This window comes from Mycobacterium mantenii (assembly GCF_010731775.1).
GTDB lineage: Bacteria > Actinomycetota > Actinomycetes > Mycobacteriales > Mycobacteriaceae > Mycobacterium > Mycobacterium mantenii.
Window position 1 is genome coordinate 4,301,096 of record NZ_AP022590.1, and the last position, 19,139, is coordinate 4,320,234.

Genomic DNA, 19,139 nt, shown 5'->3' on the forward strand with positions numbered 1-19,139 from the left:
GATTCCGGAAACCAAGCTAGTTGTTTGTCGGTGGTGGTTGGGGGTGGAAGGGTTCATACCACCACCAGTCGGCGCGCTCGCCGGTAGGTCCCGGGCAGGGCGCCACCGCGGGAGGGGGTTGGGTCGGTGGGCGTGCCAGCGATCCCGGGCTCAGTAACCGGCCGGCGTCGTCGGTGACGGTGAGAGCGCCTGCGGGTCCGGTGATGGTGATGACGCCCCGATGGTGCAACCGGTGATGATGAGGGCATAGCAGCACCAGGTTGGCCAACTCCGTGGGGCCGCCGTCCTCCCAGTGCCAGATGTGATGGGCGTGCAGACCACGGGTGGCACCGCAACCCGGAACCACGCACGTGCGGTCGCGGTACTCCAGCGCGCGGCGAAGCCGCCGGTTGATCAGGCGGGTCGCCCTCCCGGCACCGATGACCTCACCGTGACGCTCGAACCAGACTTCGGCAGTGCCATCACACGTGAGGTATCGGCGTTCGGCGTCGGTGAGCAGCGGACCCAGATGCAGTGCCGCAGCGGGCTGCTCGACGTCGACATGCACCACCACGGTGGTGTGCTGCCCGTGCGGGCGGCGGGCCGCCTCGGCGTCCCATCCGGCCTCAACCAGGCGCATAAACGCCTCGGCGGTGCCCGGCAACGGGGGCCGCTGATCTAAAGCGCCCCGGCCCTCACCGTGATCGTGCTTCCACTCGGCGATCAGCGCATCACGGTGAGACGCCAAGGCGGCGTCGAACTTCGCGGCGTCCTGGTGGGCAAGTGCGATCCGATAGCAGCTGCCCTGCTCGTTGGTGGTCGTCGTGATCGAGCAGCGCTCGAGCCCGGGCCGGGGGTCGGGTTCGGGTCGCGGTTCCAGCTTGACCGCGGTGCGCAGCTGATTGACCGTGGCGCAGCGCGCCAGCTGCGCGTAGTGCTCATCAGAACCCGCCCCGGCCCGCGCCGCGATGACGCCGACCTGATCGGTCGACAGCCGGCCCTCTCGCATGCCTTGAGCGCAGCGTGGGAACTCCTCGAGCCGGCTCGCGATGGTGCTGATCGTGTGCGCGTTCGCCGGCGAGCAGCCCGTCTTCCAGGCCACCAACGCCGGCACCGACCGCGCGCCGGTGACGCCACACAATTGGTCGCGATCGATCTCGGCGACGATCTCAACGATGCGCCCATCAATCGCGTTGCGCTGACCCGTCAACTCCGCCAGCTCCTCGAACAACACCGCAACACGCTCGCTGGGACTCACCACCACAGCACCAGCGGATGCGGTCAAAGACATCACATCATCATTGCAGCCACCACCGACAAGTCCGGGCTGCCCGATCCCCGCTCAGTCCACCAAGTCAGGTTTGTCGCGAGCAGACATAAACTCCCACGGCGCGAACCGCCCAACGCGCGGCGCACCTGCCCAGCTCCGCGGAAACCGGTGAACGCGCTGCGCGGCCCCATCACCCTGGCGCTCGAGTTCGACATCGAGCACTGAACCCGGCGGAGCCTGGGGCGGATGCGCCCAAGCGCCATCCGATGGCGCCCTGGTAGCTTCGCGACCTCGAACGTTACGTGGATCCACCCCTGTCCGAGCACCTGACCGCAAACGACGAGCTGATATCTCGCAACATAATTCGCGTTCACGGCGCGAAAGTGACGCCGGGCGATTTAGAATCCCGCTTGTGATGACCCCGTCTTACCCGTGGGGGGACGATCGAGGGCAGCTTGCGCGGCAGCTTCGCCTGCCGTATCACACGCTCCGCCAACGGCGAGCGCGACGTCTGTGCCACCGTTTCGAACGGGTGGGTGTTCGAACGGCACCGGAGCGGCTGCGGGAATTGCTGGCCGGCGCGCCGCTGGCCGCTCACGAAATGATCAACGTGAACTTTGCGCTGATCGCGATCCGACTCGACCACGAGTCGCGCGCCGCGCGGTTCAAGCGGCTAAAGCAACGCAGCGCCCGTTCATTGATCTTTGCGGGCATCGTCATGGTGGTGCTGAACTTGCTGATCTGCATGGCCTACGTCTTGCTGAACCTGGCGGAGCAGTCAACGCCTATCTAGATCTTCAGCGCGGCGCGACGATGCCGTTGTCGTACGCGTAGACGATCGCGGCGGCGCGGTCGCGCAGGTCGAGCTTTCCGAAGATCCGCCCGATGTGGCTTTTGACCGTGACGCCCGAGATGCACAGCTCGTCGGCGATCTCCGTGTTGGACAGGCCGTGCCCGATCAGGGTCAGCACGTCGAGCTCGCGGGTGGTCAGCTCGCCGATCGCGGTGCCGCGGGGTCCGGGGGCGGCCTTGCGGTAGGTGGTGAGCACACGCGAGGTCACCGCGGGATCGAGATAGCTGTCGCCCCTGGCGACCGCCCGCACCGCGCGGATCAGTTCCTCGGCAGACGAGTCCTTGAGCACGAAGCCGGCCGCCCCGGCACGCAGTGCCCCCGATAACAACTCGTCCTCGTTGAAGGTGGTCAGCGCGAGCACCGGCGGCCTGCCGCCCATCCTGCGCGTCGCCTCGATCCCGTCGACGCGGCGCATCCGCAGATCCATCACGACGACGTCGGGCCGGTGCTCGGCCACCGCGGCGGGCACCTCGTCACCGTCGGCGCACTCCGCGACGATGACGAAACCGTCCTTGCGGCGCAGGATCCGGCGCAGGCCCGACCGCACCAGGTCCTGGTCGTCGACCAACAAGACGGTGATCTCGGGCGCCGCCGAGTGACCCGGGATCACCCCTTACACCACCAGGGCCGCCAGGCGGTATCGCCCTCCTGCAACGGTATTTCGGCGCACACCGACCAGCCGTCCCGGGTGGGGCCGACGTCGATGGCCCCGCCGAGCAATTCGACCCGCTGGCGCATGCCTCGCACGCCGCGCCCTTCCTGCGACGGCGCGGCCACCACCGCGGCCGGGACCAGATTGGTGACGGCGAGACGGGCGGACGCCGGTGAAATATCGAGCACCACACCGGCTTTCGACTCGGGCGCATGCTTGGCGATGTTGGCCAGCGACTCCTGGGTGATGCGGTACAGCGCGAGGCCGACCGCGGCGGACACGTGATCGGTGGGGCCTTCGACGCACAGCGCGACGGTCAGTCCGGCCCGCTGGAAACCCTCGACCAGCGCCGCGACGTCGTCGATGCCGGGTTCGGGCGCGGTCGGCGCGGTCTTGGTCGGCCAGTTGTCCAGCAGGCCGACGGTGCGACGGATGTCGGCCATCGCCTGGCGGCCCAGCCGCTCGGCCTGCTCCAAAGCCTCGACGGCGTCGTCGACGTCGCGATCCTGCTGCAGCGCGCGCCGTGCACCGGTCATGTGCAACAGCGTGATGCTGAGCGAATGGGCGATGACGTCGTGCACCTCGCGGGCGATGCGCCGGCGCTCATCGGCGGCGGCGTGTTCGGCCAGCATGTTCTGCGCCTCGATCTGTTCGGCCAGCAGCAGCCGTTGGGTGCGCATCAGGTAACCGAGCAGCCAACCCACCGCGATGAGACCCAAATACAGCACCACCGTGTCGAGTCGGTGCAATGCGGACGCGGTAAGCAATAGCGCGGCCGCCGACGCGGTGGCCAGCAAGCCGAACAAGACCGACGCCAGCGTCGCGACGACCAAGACCATCAGGACCAACAACGCCGGTGCGAAATCGGCGTGAATGGGCGTCGACGTACCGAACAGCGTCAGCGCGGTGGCCGTCGACCAGGTCGCCCACAACGGTCCCGGGGTGATCTTCATGTTGAAGACGAAGAACGCCAACTCCGGCGACAGGGCGAGCGCGAACGCCCCCAGTGCCACGGGTAGATCGGCGGCTGGCCGCTGCAACGTCCCGATCACGCCGCCGAGTACGAGGGCGGCATCGACGGAGATCATCGCCGCCCACGTGACACCGACCGGGATCAGCTCGCTACGTCGGCGGAGCTGTTCCCGCAGGTAATTCACCGCGGCGTGCGCCATCGTGCAATCCTAGAAGAGCCCGGCGCGACGTCACATCCTCCTGCGGGCGGCACCCGTCTCCGCCCGTGGTAGGAGACAAAGACTGCACTTCGGCACGACGCGCGGCGGGTGGCTGTTTTTCTAGCGTCGAGTCATGACATGGACACAGCTGCACAACCGCATGGCCTTCATGGCCGAGGTGATCAAAGCCGCCGAGACGGACCCCGAGTCGGCACTTGCGTTGATCGACAACTCATCCGAGGTGTCCGAGCTATTCGGCGACGAGGAGGGTTTGATGCTCTCGCTCGGGCAGCGCTGGATCACCATGCTGGTGGCCAAGCTGGATCAGGCGGCCCACGAGGGCGCATCGGCCCAACAGGTGCGCGCCGATCTCGAGGCCGCCGAGCCCGGGCTGCACGCGCTGGTGAAGATCGGCACCCGCCGGTCGGTGCGGGTGCGCTCGCTTACCCGCGGCGAGCATGTCGCCGTGGGCCTGTTCGGCGGGCCGACCAGCGATCGGCAGACCGTTGCATGATCGAATGGGCCGTTTCGCGCGCCTGACCGGTCGGTACGCCGTCCTGATCGTCGGGTTTTGGATCCTGGCCGCGGCCGTCGCCAATGTGGCGGTGCCGCAACTGGAGCGGGTCGTCGACTCGCATGCCCGGTCCTTCATGCCGCCCGGCGCGCCGAGCGCGGTGGCCGCGGCCCGGGCCGCCCAGTTGTTCAACCAGACCCCTAGCAACAACTTCGTTTACGTTGTGCTGGAACGTGATCAGCGGCTGACCCCGCGGGATCGCCAGTTTTACGACGCGTTGACCGGATCACTCGGTTCGGATCAGCGCCACGTCTACGCGGTGACCGACCTGTGGTCGCAGCCGGCCACCGCCGCCGGAGCACAGAGTTCGGACGGCAAGGCGGTCAGCGTGATGGTCCGGCTGGCAGGAATGCTCGGCACCGCGCAGGCGCGGGATTCGGTCAACGCGGTGCGCGGGACCGTCCAGAAGCTTTCACCGCCGGTGGGCCTGGCCGTTCATGTCACGGGGCCCGGCGCGACGATCGTTGACGAATTCTCCGCGATCGATCGTCAGATGCTCGGAATCACCGCGGCCACCATCGGTCTCATCCTGCTGTTGTTGCTGCTGGTCTACCGATCGCCGGTCGCGGCGGCGATCCCGCTGACCTCCGTGGGCCTCGCCCTGGCCCTGGCACGCGCCGTCGTCGCCGCCCTCGGCCAGGCCAATGTGGTTGAGGTATCCCTGTTTTCGGTGGCGCTCATGGCGGCGATGACGCTCGGGGCCGGCACCGACTACGCGATCTTCCTGGTCGGCCGCTACCACGAGGGCCGGCGTCGCGGCGTCGCGCCGGCCGAGGCGTTGACGCAGGCCTACCGTTCAATCGCGCCCGTGGTGATCGGATCGGCGCTGACCGTGTCGGTGGCGCTGGCGTGCCTGGTGTTCGCCAAGGTGGGCTCGTTCCGCAGCGCCGGGTTGCCCTGCGCCATCGGCATTCTGGCCACCATGGTTGCGGCGCTGACGCTGACGCCGGCGCTCATGACTTTGGCGATACGCCGCGGATACCTGGAACCGCGGCCGTCGAAGACCGCGCGGCGCTGGCGCCGGGTCGGGGCGGCGGTGGCGCGCTGGCCCGGGCCGATCCTGGTCACCGCGCTGGCGTTGACGCTGCTGGTCGCGCTGCCCTTGGTGAGCATGCGGGTCGGCTTCAACGAACCCGCCGCCACGCCGTCGTCCACCGACTCCAACCGCGGCTATGCCAGCGCTGACCGGCATTTCGCGGCCAACGCCTTGCTGCCCAACGTTGTCGCGATCCAGGCCGACCACGACCTGCGCAACCCGGCCGGCCTGATCGCCATCGAGCGAATCACCCGTCACATCATGGCCGTACCGGGGGTGCGTGCGGTGCAGTCCGCCAGTCGCCCCGACGGCAAGGTGCCCGAACAGGCGACGTTGAGTTATCAGGCCGGCGTGCTCGGCCGGCAGTTCGGCGACACCATGGATTCGCTGACCCAGCGGCTCAAGCGGGTCACCGAGCTGGACAGCGCGCTGGCGCAAACCCAGGTTGCGGTAGACGGGCTGGGTATCGGATTACGCGGTGGCAGTGTGGGATTGGCGGAAGTCTCGGGTGCCGCGGAAGACATGCGGGCCGGGATGGAGGGCCTGCAGCGCAATGTCACGACCGTGTCGGGTTACCTCGACCCGCTGCGGGACTTCGTCGGGCGTACCCCCGATTGCGCCACCAATCCGATCTGCTCGACGGTGGATCGGGTGCTCCAGCCCGTCGACAGCCTGGTGCAGACTTCCACGCGCCTGGATTCGGGCGCCGCTAAACTCACCAGCGGGTCGAGCACAGCCGCCACCGCGATGGCCACGCTGCCGCAGAGTGTCGTGTCGATGAAAGATGCTTTGGGGCAGGCACGTTCGGCCATGCATGACTTGCTGAGTCTGTCCGACACGCTCGGACCCCAAATGCGTCAGCTGACCGACTACATGAACGAGATCGCCACCCAATTCCAGGGCAGCGCCGCAGCGGATTTCTACATGCCGCAGCGGGCGCTGAGCGACCCGCGGTACACCACCGCGTTGCGCCACCTGATCTCCGAAAGCGGCCGCGCCGCATACCTGCTGGTCTATGGCGACGGCTCGGAGTGGGGCGGCGAGGGCGCCAAGCGGGCCGATCAGGTGCGCGCCGCCATCAAGGAGGCCACCAAGGAAGGCACCCTCACGCCGACCGAGGTCGACCTTGCCGGAGTGGGCCCGGTGACCGCCGATCTGCAGCGCTTCGTGGCCGGGGACACCACGCTGCTGGTGGGGGCCGCGCTGGTCCTCATCTTTCTGATCGTCACGGCGATGTTGCGCAGCCCGGTCGCGGGATTGGTCGTCGTCGGAACGGTCGTCACCTCCTACGCGTCGGCCATCGGTGCCAGTGTGTTGATTTGGCAGCACCTGCTCCATCACGACCTGCACTGGGCCGTGGCCCCGATCGCCTTCATTGCGCTGATCGCCGTCGGCGCGGACTACAACCTGCTGCTGGCGTTGCGCGTCAAACAGGAGGCGGCGGCCGGCCTGAAGACCGGCATCATCCGGGCGTTCGGTGGCACCGGCGGGGTGGTCACCATCGCCGGCGTCATCTTCGGGCTGACCATGCTGGCGCTGCTGAGTAGCAGCGTGCTCAGCATCGCCCAGATCGGCACGACGATCGCGGTGGGGCTGATGGTAGACACGTTGGTGGTGCGGGCCTTCATCGTGCCGTCCATCGTGGCGCTACTGGGCCGCTGGTTCTGGTGGCCGCGTCCACTCCCCCGTCGCGCCGCCACGTCGGCGGTGAAAAGACCCGATCCGCAACTGGTTACTGCTGTGGCGGTATGACCGACGACGGCAGCCCGACCAGAACGCCCTCGACGTCGCCGTCGACGCTGACCAGCAGGCCACGCCCCGGCGGCAGTGTCTGGGCCCGGACGTTTCGGTTGATCCGGTTCTGCGGATCGTTGTCCATATATAGCTGAGCCACTTTCGCCGAATTCTGGAACCGCATCCACGGATCCATTTGCAACGTGGCCCAGTTCGCGCTGTTGCGAGTGGTGAAGACGTGCAAGCCGATCTGCCGCGCACGTTCCATCAGCTTCCACAACGCCGCGCCCACTGGCGGCTTGGGCGGGTAGCTCTGATCCGGGCGCAGGTCCTGGATGTCGTCGATGAGCACGAAATGCCGCGGGCCTTCCCACGGCTTGAGCGCGCGCAACTCCTCCTGGCTCAGGCCTTTAGGGGGCAGCCGGGGTAGCAGGACCTGCTGCGCCAGCGTGGTGACCACCTCGTCGATCTCGTCCTGGTCGTAGGCGTACGCGCGCACGTATCCGGGTCCGTGCAGATCGCGCAGACCGTGTGGCGCGGTCTTCGGGTCGATCAGCGTCAGCTGCGCTTCCTCGGGGCTGAATCGGTTCATGATCGCCTCGCCAATGGCGACCAGCGACATGGTTTTTCCGCAGCCTTGCCGGCCCAAGATCATCAACCCGGGACTCTCGCGCAGCTTGATGGGGACCGGACCCAGTTCGTGACGCTCGCCGATGGCGAAGCTGATCGCGAGGTCCTGGAACTGAGGCGCGGTGGGGTGAGCGGCCTCGTACTCCAGAATCGCCTTGAGCGCCACCCGCTGCGGCAAGCGTTGCAGGGTGGCGTGCTTGGTGACGCCGGCGACCTCCGCGATGCGGGCGCCGACGTCGACGATGCTGACCATCGCGCCGGTGCTGGCATCGGTCAGTGCTGGCACACCGACCCGCAGCTCGTGCAAGCTGTCGGTCAGACCGAAGCCGGGCCGGTTCAGCGTCCGCCGGGCCGCGTCCCGCGACTCGAGCGACGAGTGCCCCATCTGGCTTTCGCTCGGGTCGGCCAGCCGCAATTGGATTCGCGCCGTGGCGTTTTGCAGCAGGCTCTGCCGCTGGCCGTGAATCCAGCCACCGGCGCTGCACATCACGTGCACCCCGTATTCCGGGCCGCGGCTACTCAACGAGATGATGCGATCGCCCAGCACCGTATCTTTCGAGTACAGGTCGTCGTAGTCGTCGACCACCACGAACACATCGCCGAACGGGTCGTTGGCGTCCGTGCCGCCCAGGCCGTCGCTGCCCGGCGCGAAGCGGCGCTCGCGGAAGCCGTCGAGGTCGATCTTGAGGCGCCGGAACGAATCCTCGCGGGCGTCGATCAGGGCGTCCATGCTGCTCAAAATGCGCTCGATGCCCTCGGCGTCTTTGGGCGACACGATGTCGGTGACGTGGGGCAGCGAGGCGGCCTGGGCCAGCGTCGCACCGCCGATGCAGAAGAACGTCACGCGCGAGGGGCTGTACATCGTTGCCGCCGAACACATCAGCGTCATCAGTGTGGTCGTCTTGCCCCGCTGCTTGGCCCCCACCACGATCACGTTGCTGCGCAACGCATCCACCGCGTGCACGATCTGCTTGGACTCTTCGGGGATGTCCATCACACCCACCGGGAACATCAGCCCCGCGTTGCGCCCATAGTCGACGTGCCATGGCTTGCCCCGGTATCCCGCGACCAGCGCGTCGATGGACTCGGGCTCCTCCAGCGGCTCCAACCACGGCCGGCGCGGTGAGCGGTGCGGCACCTCGCGCAGCGACTCCCGCAGCACGTCGACGATCTTCTTCCGCTTGAAACCGTCGTCGTAGTACAGGAATTCGTCGGGTTCGGCGTCGACGGCGGCGGCCGCCTCCAATGCCGTGGCGTCGGAGGCGTCCAGCGGCTGGAACTGCCAGTTGTACAGCCGCGGCTTGGTCAGCGTCATGTCGACGGTGGTGGCGACCTCCTTGGTCTTGGGCACGACGAACGGGGCGGAGAGGTAGAAGCACCGGAACGGTTCGAGATCGCGCGGACCCACCTTGAGCAGACCGAAACCGTTTTCCTTCGACGGCAGGTGGTAGGCGGCGTCCGAGCCGATCACCTCGCGGCTGTCGTCACCGGACTCGGCGCGTAACGCGATGCGGAAGGCTATGTTGGACTTGACCTTTTGCAGGGAGGACAGGTCCAGTCGCTGGCCGCCCAGCATGAAGAAGACGTTGGCTCCGCGGCCTTCCTGGCCGATGTGGATGATCAGGTTGATCCACTTCTCGTGGTTGGCGAACAGTTCCAGGTACTCGTCGACGATGACGAGCAGGACCGGCACCGGCGGCAGGTCGCGTCCGGCCAGCCGGATCTCTTCGTAGTCGTTGGCGTCGCGGGCGCCCACCGAGGTGAACAGCTCGTAGCGCTGCTTGATCTCACCGTCGATGACCCTGCGCATCCGCTCCGCCAGGTGCCGTTCGTCCTTGCCGAGGTTCGACAGCGCGGCCACCACGTGGGGGATGCCCAGGATATCCTGCGCCGCCGACTCGAACTTCATGTCGACGAAGATGACGTTGAACGTCTCTGGGGAGTGCGTCAGCGCGATGCCGTAGACCAGCGACAGGAAGAACTCCGACTTACCCGAGCCGCTGGTGCCGATGACCACGGAGTGGAACCCGAAGCCGCCGAAGTCTTTTGCGCGGATGGTGATGTTCTGCAGCTCGCCGTTGGGTTTGGCCCCGACCGGGACCTCGCACCAGCGCTCGTCGCCGCGGCCCCGACGCTCGGCCCACAACCGGTCGACGTCCAGGTCCCGGGGGTCGCTGATGCCCAGGGCGCGCAGCAATTCGGTTGCGCCGCTGACGGAGTCGGCGATCTCGCTGCGGCTGGTCGGTGACCACCGGGCCATCGCCCGGGCGTAGCGGTAGGCGCGGTGTACGGAGAGCTGGTCGGCGTGGGCGAAGAACTTGTTATTTACGCGCAGCAGTGGAGCCGGGCGATTGTCCTCGCCGTCGGCGTCGGAGCCGTTCCGGTGCAGGGTGATGTCGCCGTTGACCGAGCCGCTGGGTGCGCTGTGGCGTTCGCTGAGGTTGAACACCTGGTCGTTGGCGAAGCCCACGCCGGTGCCGACCCGGGAGGCGACGCGCAGCAGCGTGATTCCCGCCTTGCCGACCTGCCCCACCACGCTCTCCCACGCGTCGGGGCTGCCGGTGTTGTCGTCCACGATCACCAGGTGCGGGCCCAGATCGACCGTGTTCGTGCCGGTTTCCAGTGTCGAGCCCATCGCGGTGGGACTGGCCGCGGCCAGCGGTGTCCACGCGCCGCGCTTGCCCTTCATGTGCAGCTCGACGCCCAGCGCCTCTTCGAGTTCCTCGGGGGTGGCGAAGACGAGGCGCCGAAACCCGCAGGCGTCGAACAACTCGTCGTGCAGGTTGTGCGGCAGCCAGACGATCCACGACCACGCCTCGGGATTTCGGGTCACCACCATCAGCTTGACGTCACGCGGATTATGGAACACCGCCAGCGAGCACAGCACCGAGCGCATCAACGAGCGCAGCCGGTCCAGGTCGTCGCCGACGAAGCTGAAGCCGGGTGCCGAGCGCAGGTTGACCACCTTGGCAATATCGCGAATCTTGCGCTGTTCCAAGATGAAATCGCGCAGCGCCTGTCCGGTGACGGGTTCGAGCTCCTCATCGGAGGCAATGTCGGGCCAGGTCACCGACAGCACCGAGTCCGGTGCGTGCTGCACGCCCGTGCCGAGACGCACCTCGAGGAAGTCCGCGTCGCCGCGTCCGCGCTCCCACATCCGCGGGCCGCCGATGATGGCCCCGAGCCCGCGGGGGTCGGAGTGCACGGAGTTCTGCCATTCGCGTTGCGCACACACCGCGGTCTGGATCTCATCACGGTTGGCGTCGAGCTCACGCAGATAGCGGCGACGGCCCTTTTCCATTTCGCCCCAGGTGATCTTGCGCGCGCGCCCGAAACGGCCGGAGAAGGCAAGCATGCTGAAGGCGCCGATGCCCATCAGGGGGAAGAAGCCGGTGGTCAGGCTGCGCACGCCGGAGACGTAGAGCATGACGATGGTGCCGATGAGCGCCACGATCAGCGCCGGCACCCCGATCATCACCCAGATGTTGCGTGGCTCGCGTTCCGGCAGCGCGATCGGTGCGCTGGGTGCCACCCGCACCGGTTTCGGCGGCTCGATCTTGACGCGGTTGATGGGGAAAGCTTTCTTGGACATTCTCTAGCCTCCCGGCTTCGCCGATGTCGTCACCACAGCCACCTTGCCGAGCGCCGGGACGGTGTCCCGCGCCAAGAGCGCCGATTCCCTTGACAGTGCCGGGCCCGCCGCGAAGGTTCGCAGCAACGGCCACGGCGCCTGCACCGCCGAGCCCGGATCGAGCCCGAGTGCGCGTAACGTCGTGTCGTCGTTGGTGATGCCGAACCGCACCCCGTTGTCGGAAACCCAGAACAACGATTCCCGGGAGTCGGAGGTGACCACGCCGCTCGTCGACGTGACGAAGTTGGCCGCGCCCGGCAACACCAGCACCTGGTTGGCCACCACCGACGCCGGGTCGCGGTCGTCACGCACCAGGTGGACTATGCGGTTGTCCATGTACGACGGCGAGGGCAGGCCGCGCCCGTTGTAGACCACGACGCGTGCCTGCGGATCTGTCGAGCCCTTCTCCCAGCCGACGCAGGTGGTCGGATCGGCTGCAGTGTCAACGAAATTCAAGCGCCTGGTCGGGTAGTAGTCCACCGCTAGCGAGTTCACTTCGGGGATGTTGACCAACACGTCGGGCGTCACCACGCGCGGGGCCGTCGAGCCGTACGAGTTGGCGCTGCGCAACAGGTCGGCGACGAAGCTGGTGACCTTTTGCACCCCGTCGGGCAACAACACATAGAACTGCTTGCCGCCGCTGGCGGTCTGGGCCTGCAACACCGCGCCGACCTGGGAGCCCGAGACCCACGTCGACGGCGTGCCCGCCAGCGGCACCGCGGGGACACCGAGCGGTTCGGTCGCGGGCAGCGCGTCGTACAGCGCCCGCGAAATCTCCACCGGCAGCGTCACTCCCGGGTCGAGTCCCAGGCTGAGCGTGATCGCCCGGTTGGACGGATCGATCTGCGAGCGCTTGCCGCCCCAGATGACCAAGGTGTTGCCCTCGAACGTCACCAGCACCCCGGCGTCGTCGCTCAGGGGGGTGGCGCGGTCGAATCCGTCGAGCGGACCGGCGATCGAAGTCACCACCGGCCGCTCCGGGCTGCGCGGGCGTCCCGCAGTGTCACATACCGCCCACGCCGACGTCGCACCCCGGTGGACCGGCATCGCCGCCGGTGCTCCCGGGATGCCGATCAGGGGCCCAGTCGGATACTTCGCTATCTCAGCGGGTTTCACCCACGTCGGCTGGTTCGCGGTGCCCGTCGCCAACCGCGCGGACGTCAGATTCAGCGCCGGGTAGAGCCGGCCGTCGATCCTGGCGTAGAGCGCTCCGGAGTCGCGGTCGCCGATGATAGCCGAATCACCCACGATGCCAGTCGGTTTCAGGACGTTGAGGAGTAGCATCCAGCCCGCGGCGATGGCCACCAGGAGAATCGACAGCGCCAGCGCGGCGGTCTGCTTGCGGTCATCGTGTTTCATGCGTACCGAGAAGCGGGTGGTCGCCGCGCGCAGCCGCCGGTTGTAAAACAGGTGCCCAGAGTTCTGGTCGCGGTTAGACAAACTCAGCGGCATGCTCAGTACCCCTTGGGCGCTCGGTGAGGATCGGCCTGCTGAATCCGATCAGCCAAATTCGACGCATCGGCGGCAACCCCGTAGCGGCCCATCGCATAGTTGATGAACGCGCACGCCTGCGCCACCAGATTGTGGATGTCGCGCGAGGTTCCCGGCTGGTGATAGGCCGCGAAGGTCGGCGCGATGAATTGCCAGGCACCCTTGCTCGGGGTGCCCCGCGCTGCGTTGGAATCCCAGTCGTTGACCGCGCTTGCGTCGTAGTCGGATTCGCGGCGAGCCACCAGGTCCATGCCGCGTTCCCAGCGGGCGCGCGCCGCCCGGTCGTGAATGCCCTTGATGTCCAGGGCTTTACGGATGGCCGCCAGCACCGCTGGGCGACCGTTTGGCTGGTTGCTGTGCATCGACCGCCTTTGTAGGTAGTGCAAGCGCCGCAGCCTGCGCGCGAGCAGCCGTGCCCGTCGGCGAGATCCGGCGACGCGCCGATGCTGAGTCCGCAGCCGGGCGGCCATGCGGGCAAGGGCCTCGCGGCGGCCCATCGGCGTGTCGATGGCCGGGGTTGCGTCTGCCAACGCGTCTTCCAGGGTTGCCCTTGTCGCCGCGCGGCCGTGGGCGTGGTCGGCGCGGGCGTCGGTGATGATTTGTTCCAGCGCCCGGTCGGTGTGGGACAACCGACTTAGGCGTCTTATTGCGGTGCCCGACCGCGCCGCCGCCGCCCCTGGCAACCGGGCGGTCCCATGCCATGTCGCGTCGGCGCGCGCCTGCGTGTGCGCCGGTGCGTCACCGATGCCGTCGCCCGTCGCTGGCTCCCCGAACAGCTTGTGGGCGCGAGACAACGCCGCGACCGCTTGCGCTTTCAGGGGATCGGTCACCGACTTCCCCGCCCTGATTCACCTGTGCGCCCTCGCGGCGCCGCATCGTCGCCGGACACTTCGCGCTTGTACTCCCACACCCTCCTGGCCGCGCATTCCGCGGTCTCGCTGCAGACGTACCAATAGCATGCACGCATCGACAGTTCTGCTGTCAAAAACGAGCATCCCAATATGACCCGCGCATTGGGTTCGGCCGGCCGCAATTACGTAATGACCCTACTGCCGACTGAACTACCCGACCATTCACCCTTTCGGTGGGCTGGGGGGACTGCTATTCCTTGGGCTCGTCCTCGGACGGCATGATCACGATCCGGCGATTGGGCCGATTGGTGACGACGGTCGGTTTGGCTTCGCCGGATTTGTTACCCGGCGCGCTCGGCGGGATCGTCAAGCGGCCCTTGACCGGCTGGCCGTTCGGCACGCCCGGGGCCGTCACCCGCTTCTCGACCGGCTTGTCCTTATTGCCGCCTTCGCCGCCGTGGCCCATCGCTCCCGGGGGCATCATCGGCATGCCGGTCATTCCGGATTGTCCTGGCATGGCGGGCATGCCACCGGTTGGCGGCATCATCGCCGCTTTGGCGGCCGCGGGTGTGGTCGGCGGCGACGACGTCGGCACCGGCGGCGGGCCCAGCGAGCTGGCCGGGGTCGTGCCTCCACCGCCGAGGCCTGCACCACCGCCGCCGGAGCCAGCGCCCAGGCCGGAGCCGCCACCACTGCCGACGCTGTCGACCAGATGCGCGTCGCTGGCCAGCCCGGCGCCGTGGGCGCCCTGCACCGCGCTCATCAGCGGCTGCAGGGCGCTCTGGCCGGCCTGCATGGCCTGCTGGGGAAGCTGGGTCAGCGGTCCCATGACGCCACCGATTGCACCGCCGACCGCGCCGGTGACGCTCTGCAGCATCTGCTGGATCATCTGCATGTCCTGCTGGCTGGTTGCCTCGTTGGCCGGGAACTTCGCCGCGGCGTCGGCGGCGTGGGCGCGACGGTCAGCGTCGGCGGCGGCGGCGTCGGCTGCGTCTTTTGGGACGCCAGCGTTGCCGGCGCCGGTTAGCGCGCCGCCACCGCCACCGCCGGCGGGCGACTGGTCAGGTGGATGACCGGGGCCTGGCCCCGGGACCTGCACCGGCACTCCGTTGATCAGGACAGTAGTACTTGGCAAGTCACTGCTGATGGGATTACCGACACCCACAATCTCACCTCCACCCCACTCGTGAAGCCCGAACCGCTTGATGCTTAACCCTTGGGCGCAGCTCGGCGCTCGTGCCACTCATTTTGGCATAAGACGCCGGTAATGCTATTCACCCAACAACTTGGGGCAACTACGAACGACTCCGATGACCGATCGCGTCAAACCACGCGAGGTGATAATTCGCAAGGTATTCATGGCCGTCGATCAGGGCTTCGATGGCCGCCAAAAGCATCCAGTCTCCGACCACCGTTGGGTCATGATTGGGATAGGCCGCTAGTACCGAATGCTGGATTTCTGCGGCGCATTCGCGCAACATCGCGGTTTCGCTTTCGAGGACGCCGGTTTTTCGCACCGCGGGCGCCGCGACAGCCTGTGCGATCCGAGGCAGCCCGTCCCGACGGCGCACGGCATCCACCAGAGTGGGCCCAAGCTCATCGACTTCAGGCGCGGCCGAGCGGGCAGGCCGATCACCGCTGAGTGCGGGCTCGTCGGGACCCGGTTCGGCGACATAAGTGTTGGCGTGGTGGGCGGCCGCGACCGTGATCGCGCCGAGCAAGTCCACCACGTTGGCGTCATGGCGTCGCGCCGTCGGCTCGAGCAGTGTTATGTGGGCGGGCAGCCGGACGTGGGGCGGAATCCACCCGCCGGCGAGGTCGGTGACCAGCAGCGTGGTGACGCCGTCGTCGCGTAGCCCAGCCGCCCACGACAGCCGCGGCTCTTGACGTGCCACCGCGTCGACGAGTCGCTGCAGCCGCCGTTGTTCGGCCGTTCTGGCGGAGACCGCCCCAGCGGTGGCCCCAGTTGCCGCAGACGCTGCCGACGCGCCGGCCATCGTCGAGGAGCCGGCACCGGCCTGACCCGCGGTAGATCCGGCGGCCCTTTCCACCGGAGAGACAACCGGCCCGCCCGCGGATGGGGACGATGCCGGCGAAGACGCTACCGGCGCGCCCGATACGGGACCGGCCGGAGTCGACGGCACCGACGGCGGCGCCACCACGGGCGGGCGTAGGTCGGAACCGTACGCGGGCAACGACCCTGAGGGGATGGACGAGCCGCCACCGACGGTCGGTGCGGGCGACGACCACGAACCACTGGGCATCACCGGCGCAACTGAGGTGCCTCCGCCGGTGGCCGTCGGAGCGGGGGATGCAGGTGGGGGTGCGTCGACCGGAGGGCTTGCCGGTATGAATGCCCCTGCACTCGGTGCGGTCGGCGTCACTGCCGGCGTTGCTTGAGGAGTTTGAGGTCCCCCTGCCTCCATCGCCTGTATCGGCCCGGCCGTAAACGCTTGTCCACCAGGGCCCGTCGCCTGGCCGGTCGCCAAGCCGGAGGTAAAGGCTTGTGCTAATCCGGGCTGGCCGCCTTGACCTAGACCGGCCGGCGATATTGGCATTCCACCGCCATGTACGCCTGGCATCCCTGGCGAGACGGTGCCGCCGCCGCCGGGCATTTGGACGCCCGCGGGCGATAGCGGAGCGCTTGCGGCTGGAATGCCGCCGCGTACACCATCCCCACCAACAGGCGCTGACCCGCCCGACGGCCTGCTGGGCGGCACACCTCCACCACCGCGTATGCCACCGCCAACTGCCGTTGCCGGCGGTGCGTGCCCCGGCGACCCAGCAGGTGCGGGCACTCCTCCATCGCCGCGCACCCCGCCGCCACCCACACCGCCACCCGCCGAATTCAAATCCTGCTGGCTGATCGGTTTTGGCGGCGAGGCGTCACCTACATTGAAGCCGTTTGCCGCCGCCCAGCTACGGGCATCGCCACCGATACCATCCGCATCGAGAATCTTTTGCGTTGCCGCCATCATCTTGTCGAGGGCGTCCCGGCTAGCGTTTGCGGCATCGGCGTTGCAGCGTGCTTGGACCGCCTGTATTTCCGCCAACTTCTCCGGAGGCAGCTTTTTTGATGCCAGGATTTTGTTGATCTCTTTGTTGCCCGTATTCGCTATGTCCGACAAGCGACTTCGTAGATAATCGATGGCATCGGCGCCTGAATTGAACGCTGACGCCTTTGTCTGGTACTTTTCGGCGAGATCCAGATGAAGCTTTTCCCCTTGCTGAAACCTCGTTATGAGGTCGTCTGCCGTGTGCCCTTTATTATTTGCAGCGAACGCTGTCCACTGGACACGCAGGTTCTGCGAATACAGCTGCTGCTCCCCGCACTCTTGGCTCCAGTGTTGAGCAGCGGCGCGTAATCCCGTCGAAGGTGCTGGCCACCACGGTCCAATTAATGCCGAGGTCCACGTACCGGGTGGAAGATCAACCGCCACCGCATACCTTTTTCATCGCGGCATCCTTGGCGCTCGCATCGGCGACTGCCTTTTGAAATTCGGCCTCGGTAGGGGCTCCCTCACTGCTTTTCGCCGTGTCCGTCAGGTATGCCGTCGCTAAAGTTTGGGCGGCGCTACGGTGCGGCTCGTCCAGAGGCGGGTCATTTAATGCGCTGTAGTGCAAGGCGGCGGAATTCGTCAGCGCGATGCGTGCGAACGCTTTGTCCCTGCCATTTGTGTCGACCTGCACAACCCGCGCGGCCACTTTGTAAGTCTCGCAGAGCCGCTGCTGCGCCGTTGCAATCTCCGCAGTGGCATGAGTCGGCGACGTTGAGTTCACCGAAGTGTGCGGCGCCGTTGGCCGTGCCAGGGCAAGGGTCAGCGGCGACCGGCTTGAACGAGATGCGAGGCGCCTGAGATGGGTCGACGAATTCCCCATGGGAGGCTCCCCGTCCGGTCCCTCACCGAGCGCCGAAAATACCTCCGCCGTCACGCCCACTCCCCACTCGTCATGAACACCGGTATAAGACAGCCGCCCAGTGCCCAATCACCGTCAATTTCAATGGTGCGTCAGGCAACGGCACGCCAGCAATTCACCACGCGGCGAACCCCCTCAGCGGCGCGGACGCAAGCTGCCCTGTCCAGACTTAGCGATCGGGCGTGCGGAACAGGTTCATTCACCGACTCGTTCAGAAGCACTACGAACCACATACCTTCTTCATCGCGGCATCCTTCGCGTTAATGTCGTCAAGTGCGGCTTGAAACTGTGCATCGGTCGCGACGTCCCTATTTCCCATAGCCGTCCCCTGGCGATAAGCCGCGGCTAATGCGTGGGCGGGATCGCGATATGTTGCGCCAAGGGCTGGGTTGGCGGATGCGTCATCGAGCATGGCCGCAGCGTTCGTAAGCGCGATACGGCCCAACGCGACGTCGTGGCCGTTGGTATCAGCTTGCACGGCTCGCGCAACTTGTTTGTAGGTATCGCACAGCTGGCGTTGAGCTGTAGTCGCCTCGGCAGCACTGTAGGTCGGCGTACTCGTCGTCGTTGGTTTCGTAGCTGTCGGTCGCGTAAGAGCAACAACCAGCGCAGCAATGGCAACCACCGTGGCCACTCCAGCCAGAGCTACAGACGGCCACGTCCTTGAGCGTCGGTGTGATTGCGTGGGAAATACAGGTGCCCACTGCGTTGAGCCGGGCGGGCTGACTCGCGGCCCACTCCCCGGAGCTGGAGGCAAATCCCCCGCCATGCGTCCTCCTAATGGTGTAAGTGCTTTCCGAGACCGTCCCTCGAAAGCTTCATTCCATTAGTTGAACAGCTAACCGAGTGACGAGCAATCACCGCGCCCCGCAAACCGGGTCAGCCGCCCCCGCATAGCTTTTTCATCGCAGCGTCCTTCGCGTTGACGTCAGCTACGGTCGACTGCCACGCGGCAGAATCACCCAAGCTGGCTTCGGCTGCGGCATTGCTGTATGCGTTGGCTAGTGCCACAGCGGTGGTGCGATCACTGGACGTAAGCACTGGGTACTCGCTCGAGGTGTACCGCACCATTGACAGTCGCATTACCTGCACGCTCCGGACTGTTGCCATTCGTCTCGATCTGCACGGCGCGGATAGCGAGTTTGTAAGCGTCACAAAACTTTTGGTGCGCCGCAAACACTTCGGCGGGGCTATCGGTGGGCGCGGCCGCGGTAGTCGCACCAACCGTGACGGCCGGCCACATCCGTGAGGGACGCACTGGCGGAGCGGCATCGCCCGGCGCCCACTCCCTTCCGAGGAACCACCATGCGGCCCGGCACCAGGATTCCAATGCGGGTCCTCCATCACG

The 19,139-nt window shown here is 67.0% G+C and carries 14 protein-coding genes; 3 read left to right on the forward strand and 11 right to left on the reverse strand.

Annotation, left to right across the window (positions count from 1 at the left end):
• Nucleotides 1-16 precede the first annotated feature (16 nt).
• Nucleotides 17-1,270, reverse strand: coding sequence for an HNH endonuclease signature motif containing protein (locus tag G6N50_RS19455; RefSeq protein WP_163650867.1), 1,254 nt, complete (start codon nt 1,268-1,270; stop codon nt 17-19).
• Between the two features lie 511 nt (nt 1,271-1,781).
• Between G6N50_RS19455 and G6N50_RS19460 the strand changes: the two genes are divergently transcribed.
• Entirely contained in the window at nt 1,782-2,042 is a 261-nt protein-coding gene (locus G6N50_RS19460; protein WP_142275788.1) for a hypothetical protein, read from the forward strand.
• Between the two features lie 4 nt (nt 2,043-2,046).
• On the opposite strand, the gene G6N50_RS19465 is transcribed toward G6N50_RS19460, so the two are convergent.
• Complete coding sequence (locus tag G6N50_RS19465; RefSeq protein ID WP_083099578.1) at nt 2,047-2,709, reverse strand: response regulator transcription factor; 663 nt, start codon at nt 2,707-2,709, stop codon at nt 2,047-2,049.
• A complete protein-coding gene (locus G6N50_RS19470) occupies nt 2,709-3,926 on the reverse strand; it encodes a sensor histidine kinase (protein WP_083099566.1) in 1,218 nt (405 codons plus the stop codon). The genes G6N50_RS19465 and G6N50_RS19470 overlap by 1 nt, the downstream gene beginning before the upstream one ends.
• Nucleotides 3,927-4,059: 133 nt before the next feature.
• Here G6N50_RS19470 and G6N50_RS19475 point away from each other — a divergent pair, with 133 nt between their 5' ends.
• Together G6N50_RS19475 and G6N50_RS19480 are read left to right on the forward strand one after the other, a co-directional pair.
• Nucleotides 4,060-4,440, forward strand: coding sequence for a hypothetical protein (locus G6N50_RS19475; RefSeq protein ID WP_083099564.1), 381 nt, complete (start codon nt 4,060-4,062; stop codon nt 4,438-4,440).
• Nucleotides 4,433-7,288 (forward strand): MMPL/RND family transporter, encoded by a 2,856-nt coding sequence (locus tag G6N50_RS19480; protein ID WP_083099563.1) that lies wholly within the window; start codon nt 4,433-4,435, stop codon nt 7,286-7,288. The genes G6N50_RS19475 and G6N50_RS19480 overlap by 8 nt, the downstream gene beginning before the upstream one ends.
• Here G6N50_RS19480 and eccCa read toward each other — a convergent pair.
• The 8 genes from eccCa to G6N50_RS19515 form a co-directional block, all read right to left on the reverse strand.
• Nucleotides 7,269-11,492 carry a type VII secretion protein EccCa gene (gene eccCa / locus G6N50_RS19485; protein ID WP_083099561.1) on the reverse strand — a complete coding sequence of 1,408 codons (4,224 nt, stop codon included), beginning with the start codon at nt 11,490-11,492 and terminating at the stop codon, nt 7,269-7,271. The genes G6N50_RS19480 and eccCa overlap by 20 nt on opposite strands.
• Nucleotides 11,493-11,495: 3 nt before the next feature.
• A complete protein-coding gene (eccB, locus tag G6N50_RS19490; protein ID WP_083099559.1) occupies nt 11,496-12,983 on the reverse strand; it encodes a type VII secretion protein EccB in 1,488 nt (495 codons plus the stop codon).
• 2 nt (nt 12,984-12,985) lie between these two features.
• Entirely contained in the window at nt 12,986-13,852 is an 867-nt protein-coding gene (locus G6N50_RS19495; protein WP_083099557.1) for a transglycosylase SLT domain-containing protein, read from the reverse strand.
• A gap of 271 nt (nt 13,853-14,123) precedes the next feature.
• Nucleotides 14,124-14,972 (reverse strand): hypothetical protein, encoded by an 849-nt coding sequence (locus G6N50_RS19500; protein WP_232068782.1) that lies wholly within the window; start codon nt 14,970-14,972, stop codon nt 14,124-14,126.
• 196 nt (nt 14,973-15,168) lie between these two features.
• Complete coding sequence (locus G6N50_RS29495; RefSeq protein ID WP_232068783.1) at nt 15,169-15,924, reverse strand: DUF5631 domain-containing protein; 756 nt, start codon at nt 15,922-15,924, stop codon at nt 15,169-15,171.
• 482 nt (nt 15,925-16,406) lie between these two features.
• A complete protein-coding gene (locus G6N50_RS29500; RefSeq protein WP_232068784.1) occupies nt 16,407-16,712 on the reverse strand; it encodes a hypothetical protein in 306 nt (101 codons plus the stop codon).
• 590 nt (nt 16,713-17,302) lie between these two features.
• Nucleotides 17,303-17,653, reverse strand: a complete 351-nt coding sequence (locus tag G6N50_RS19510; RefSeq protein WP_232068785.1) for a hypothetical protein — start codon at nt 17,651-17,653, stop codon at nt 17,303-17,305.
• Between the two features lie 358 nt (nt 17,654-18,011).
• On the reverse strand, nt 18,012-18,560 hold the full coding sequence (locus tag G6N50_RS19515; RefSeq protein ID WP_083099552.1) for a hypothetical protein: 549 nt from the start codon (nt 18,558-18,560) through the stop codon (nt 18,012-18,014).
• Nucleotides 18,561-19,139: the final 579 nt, after the last annotated feature.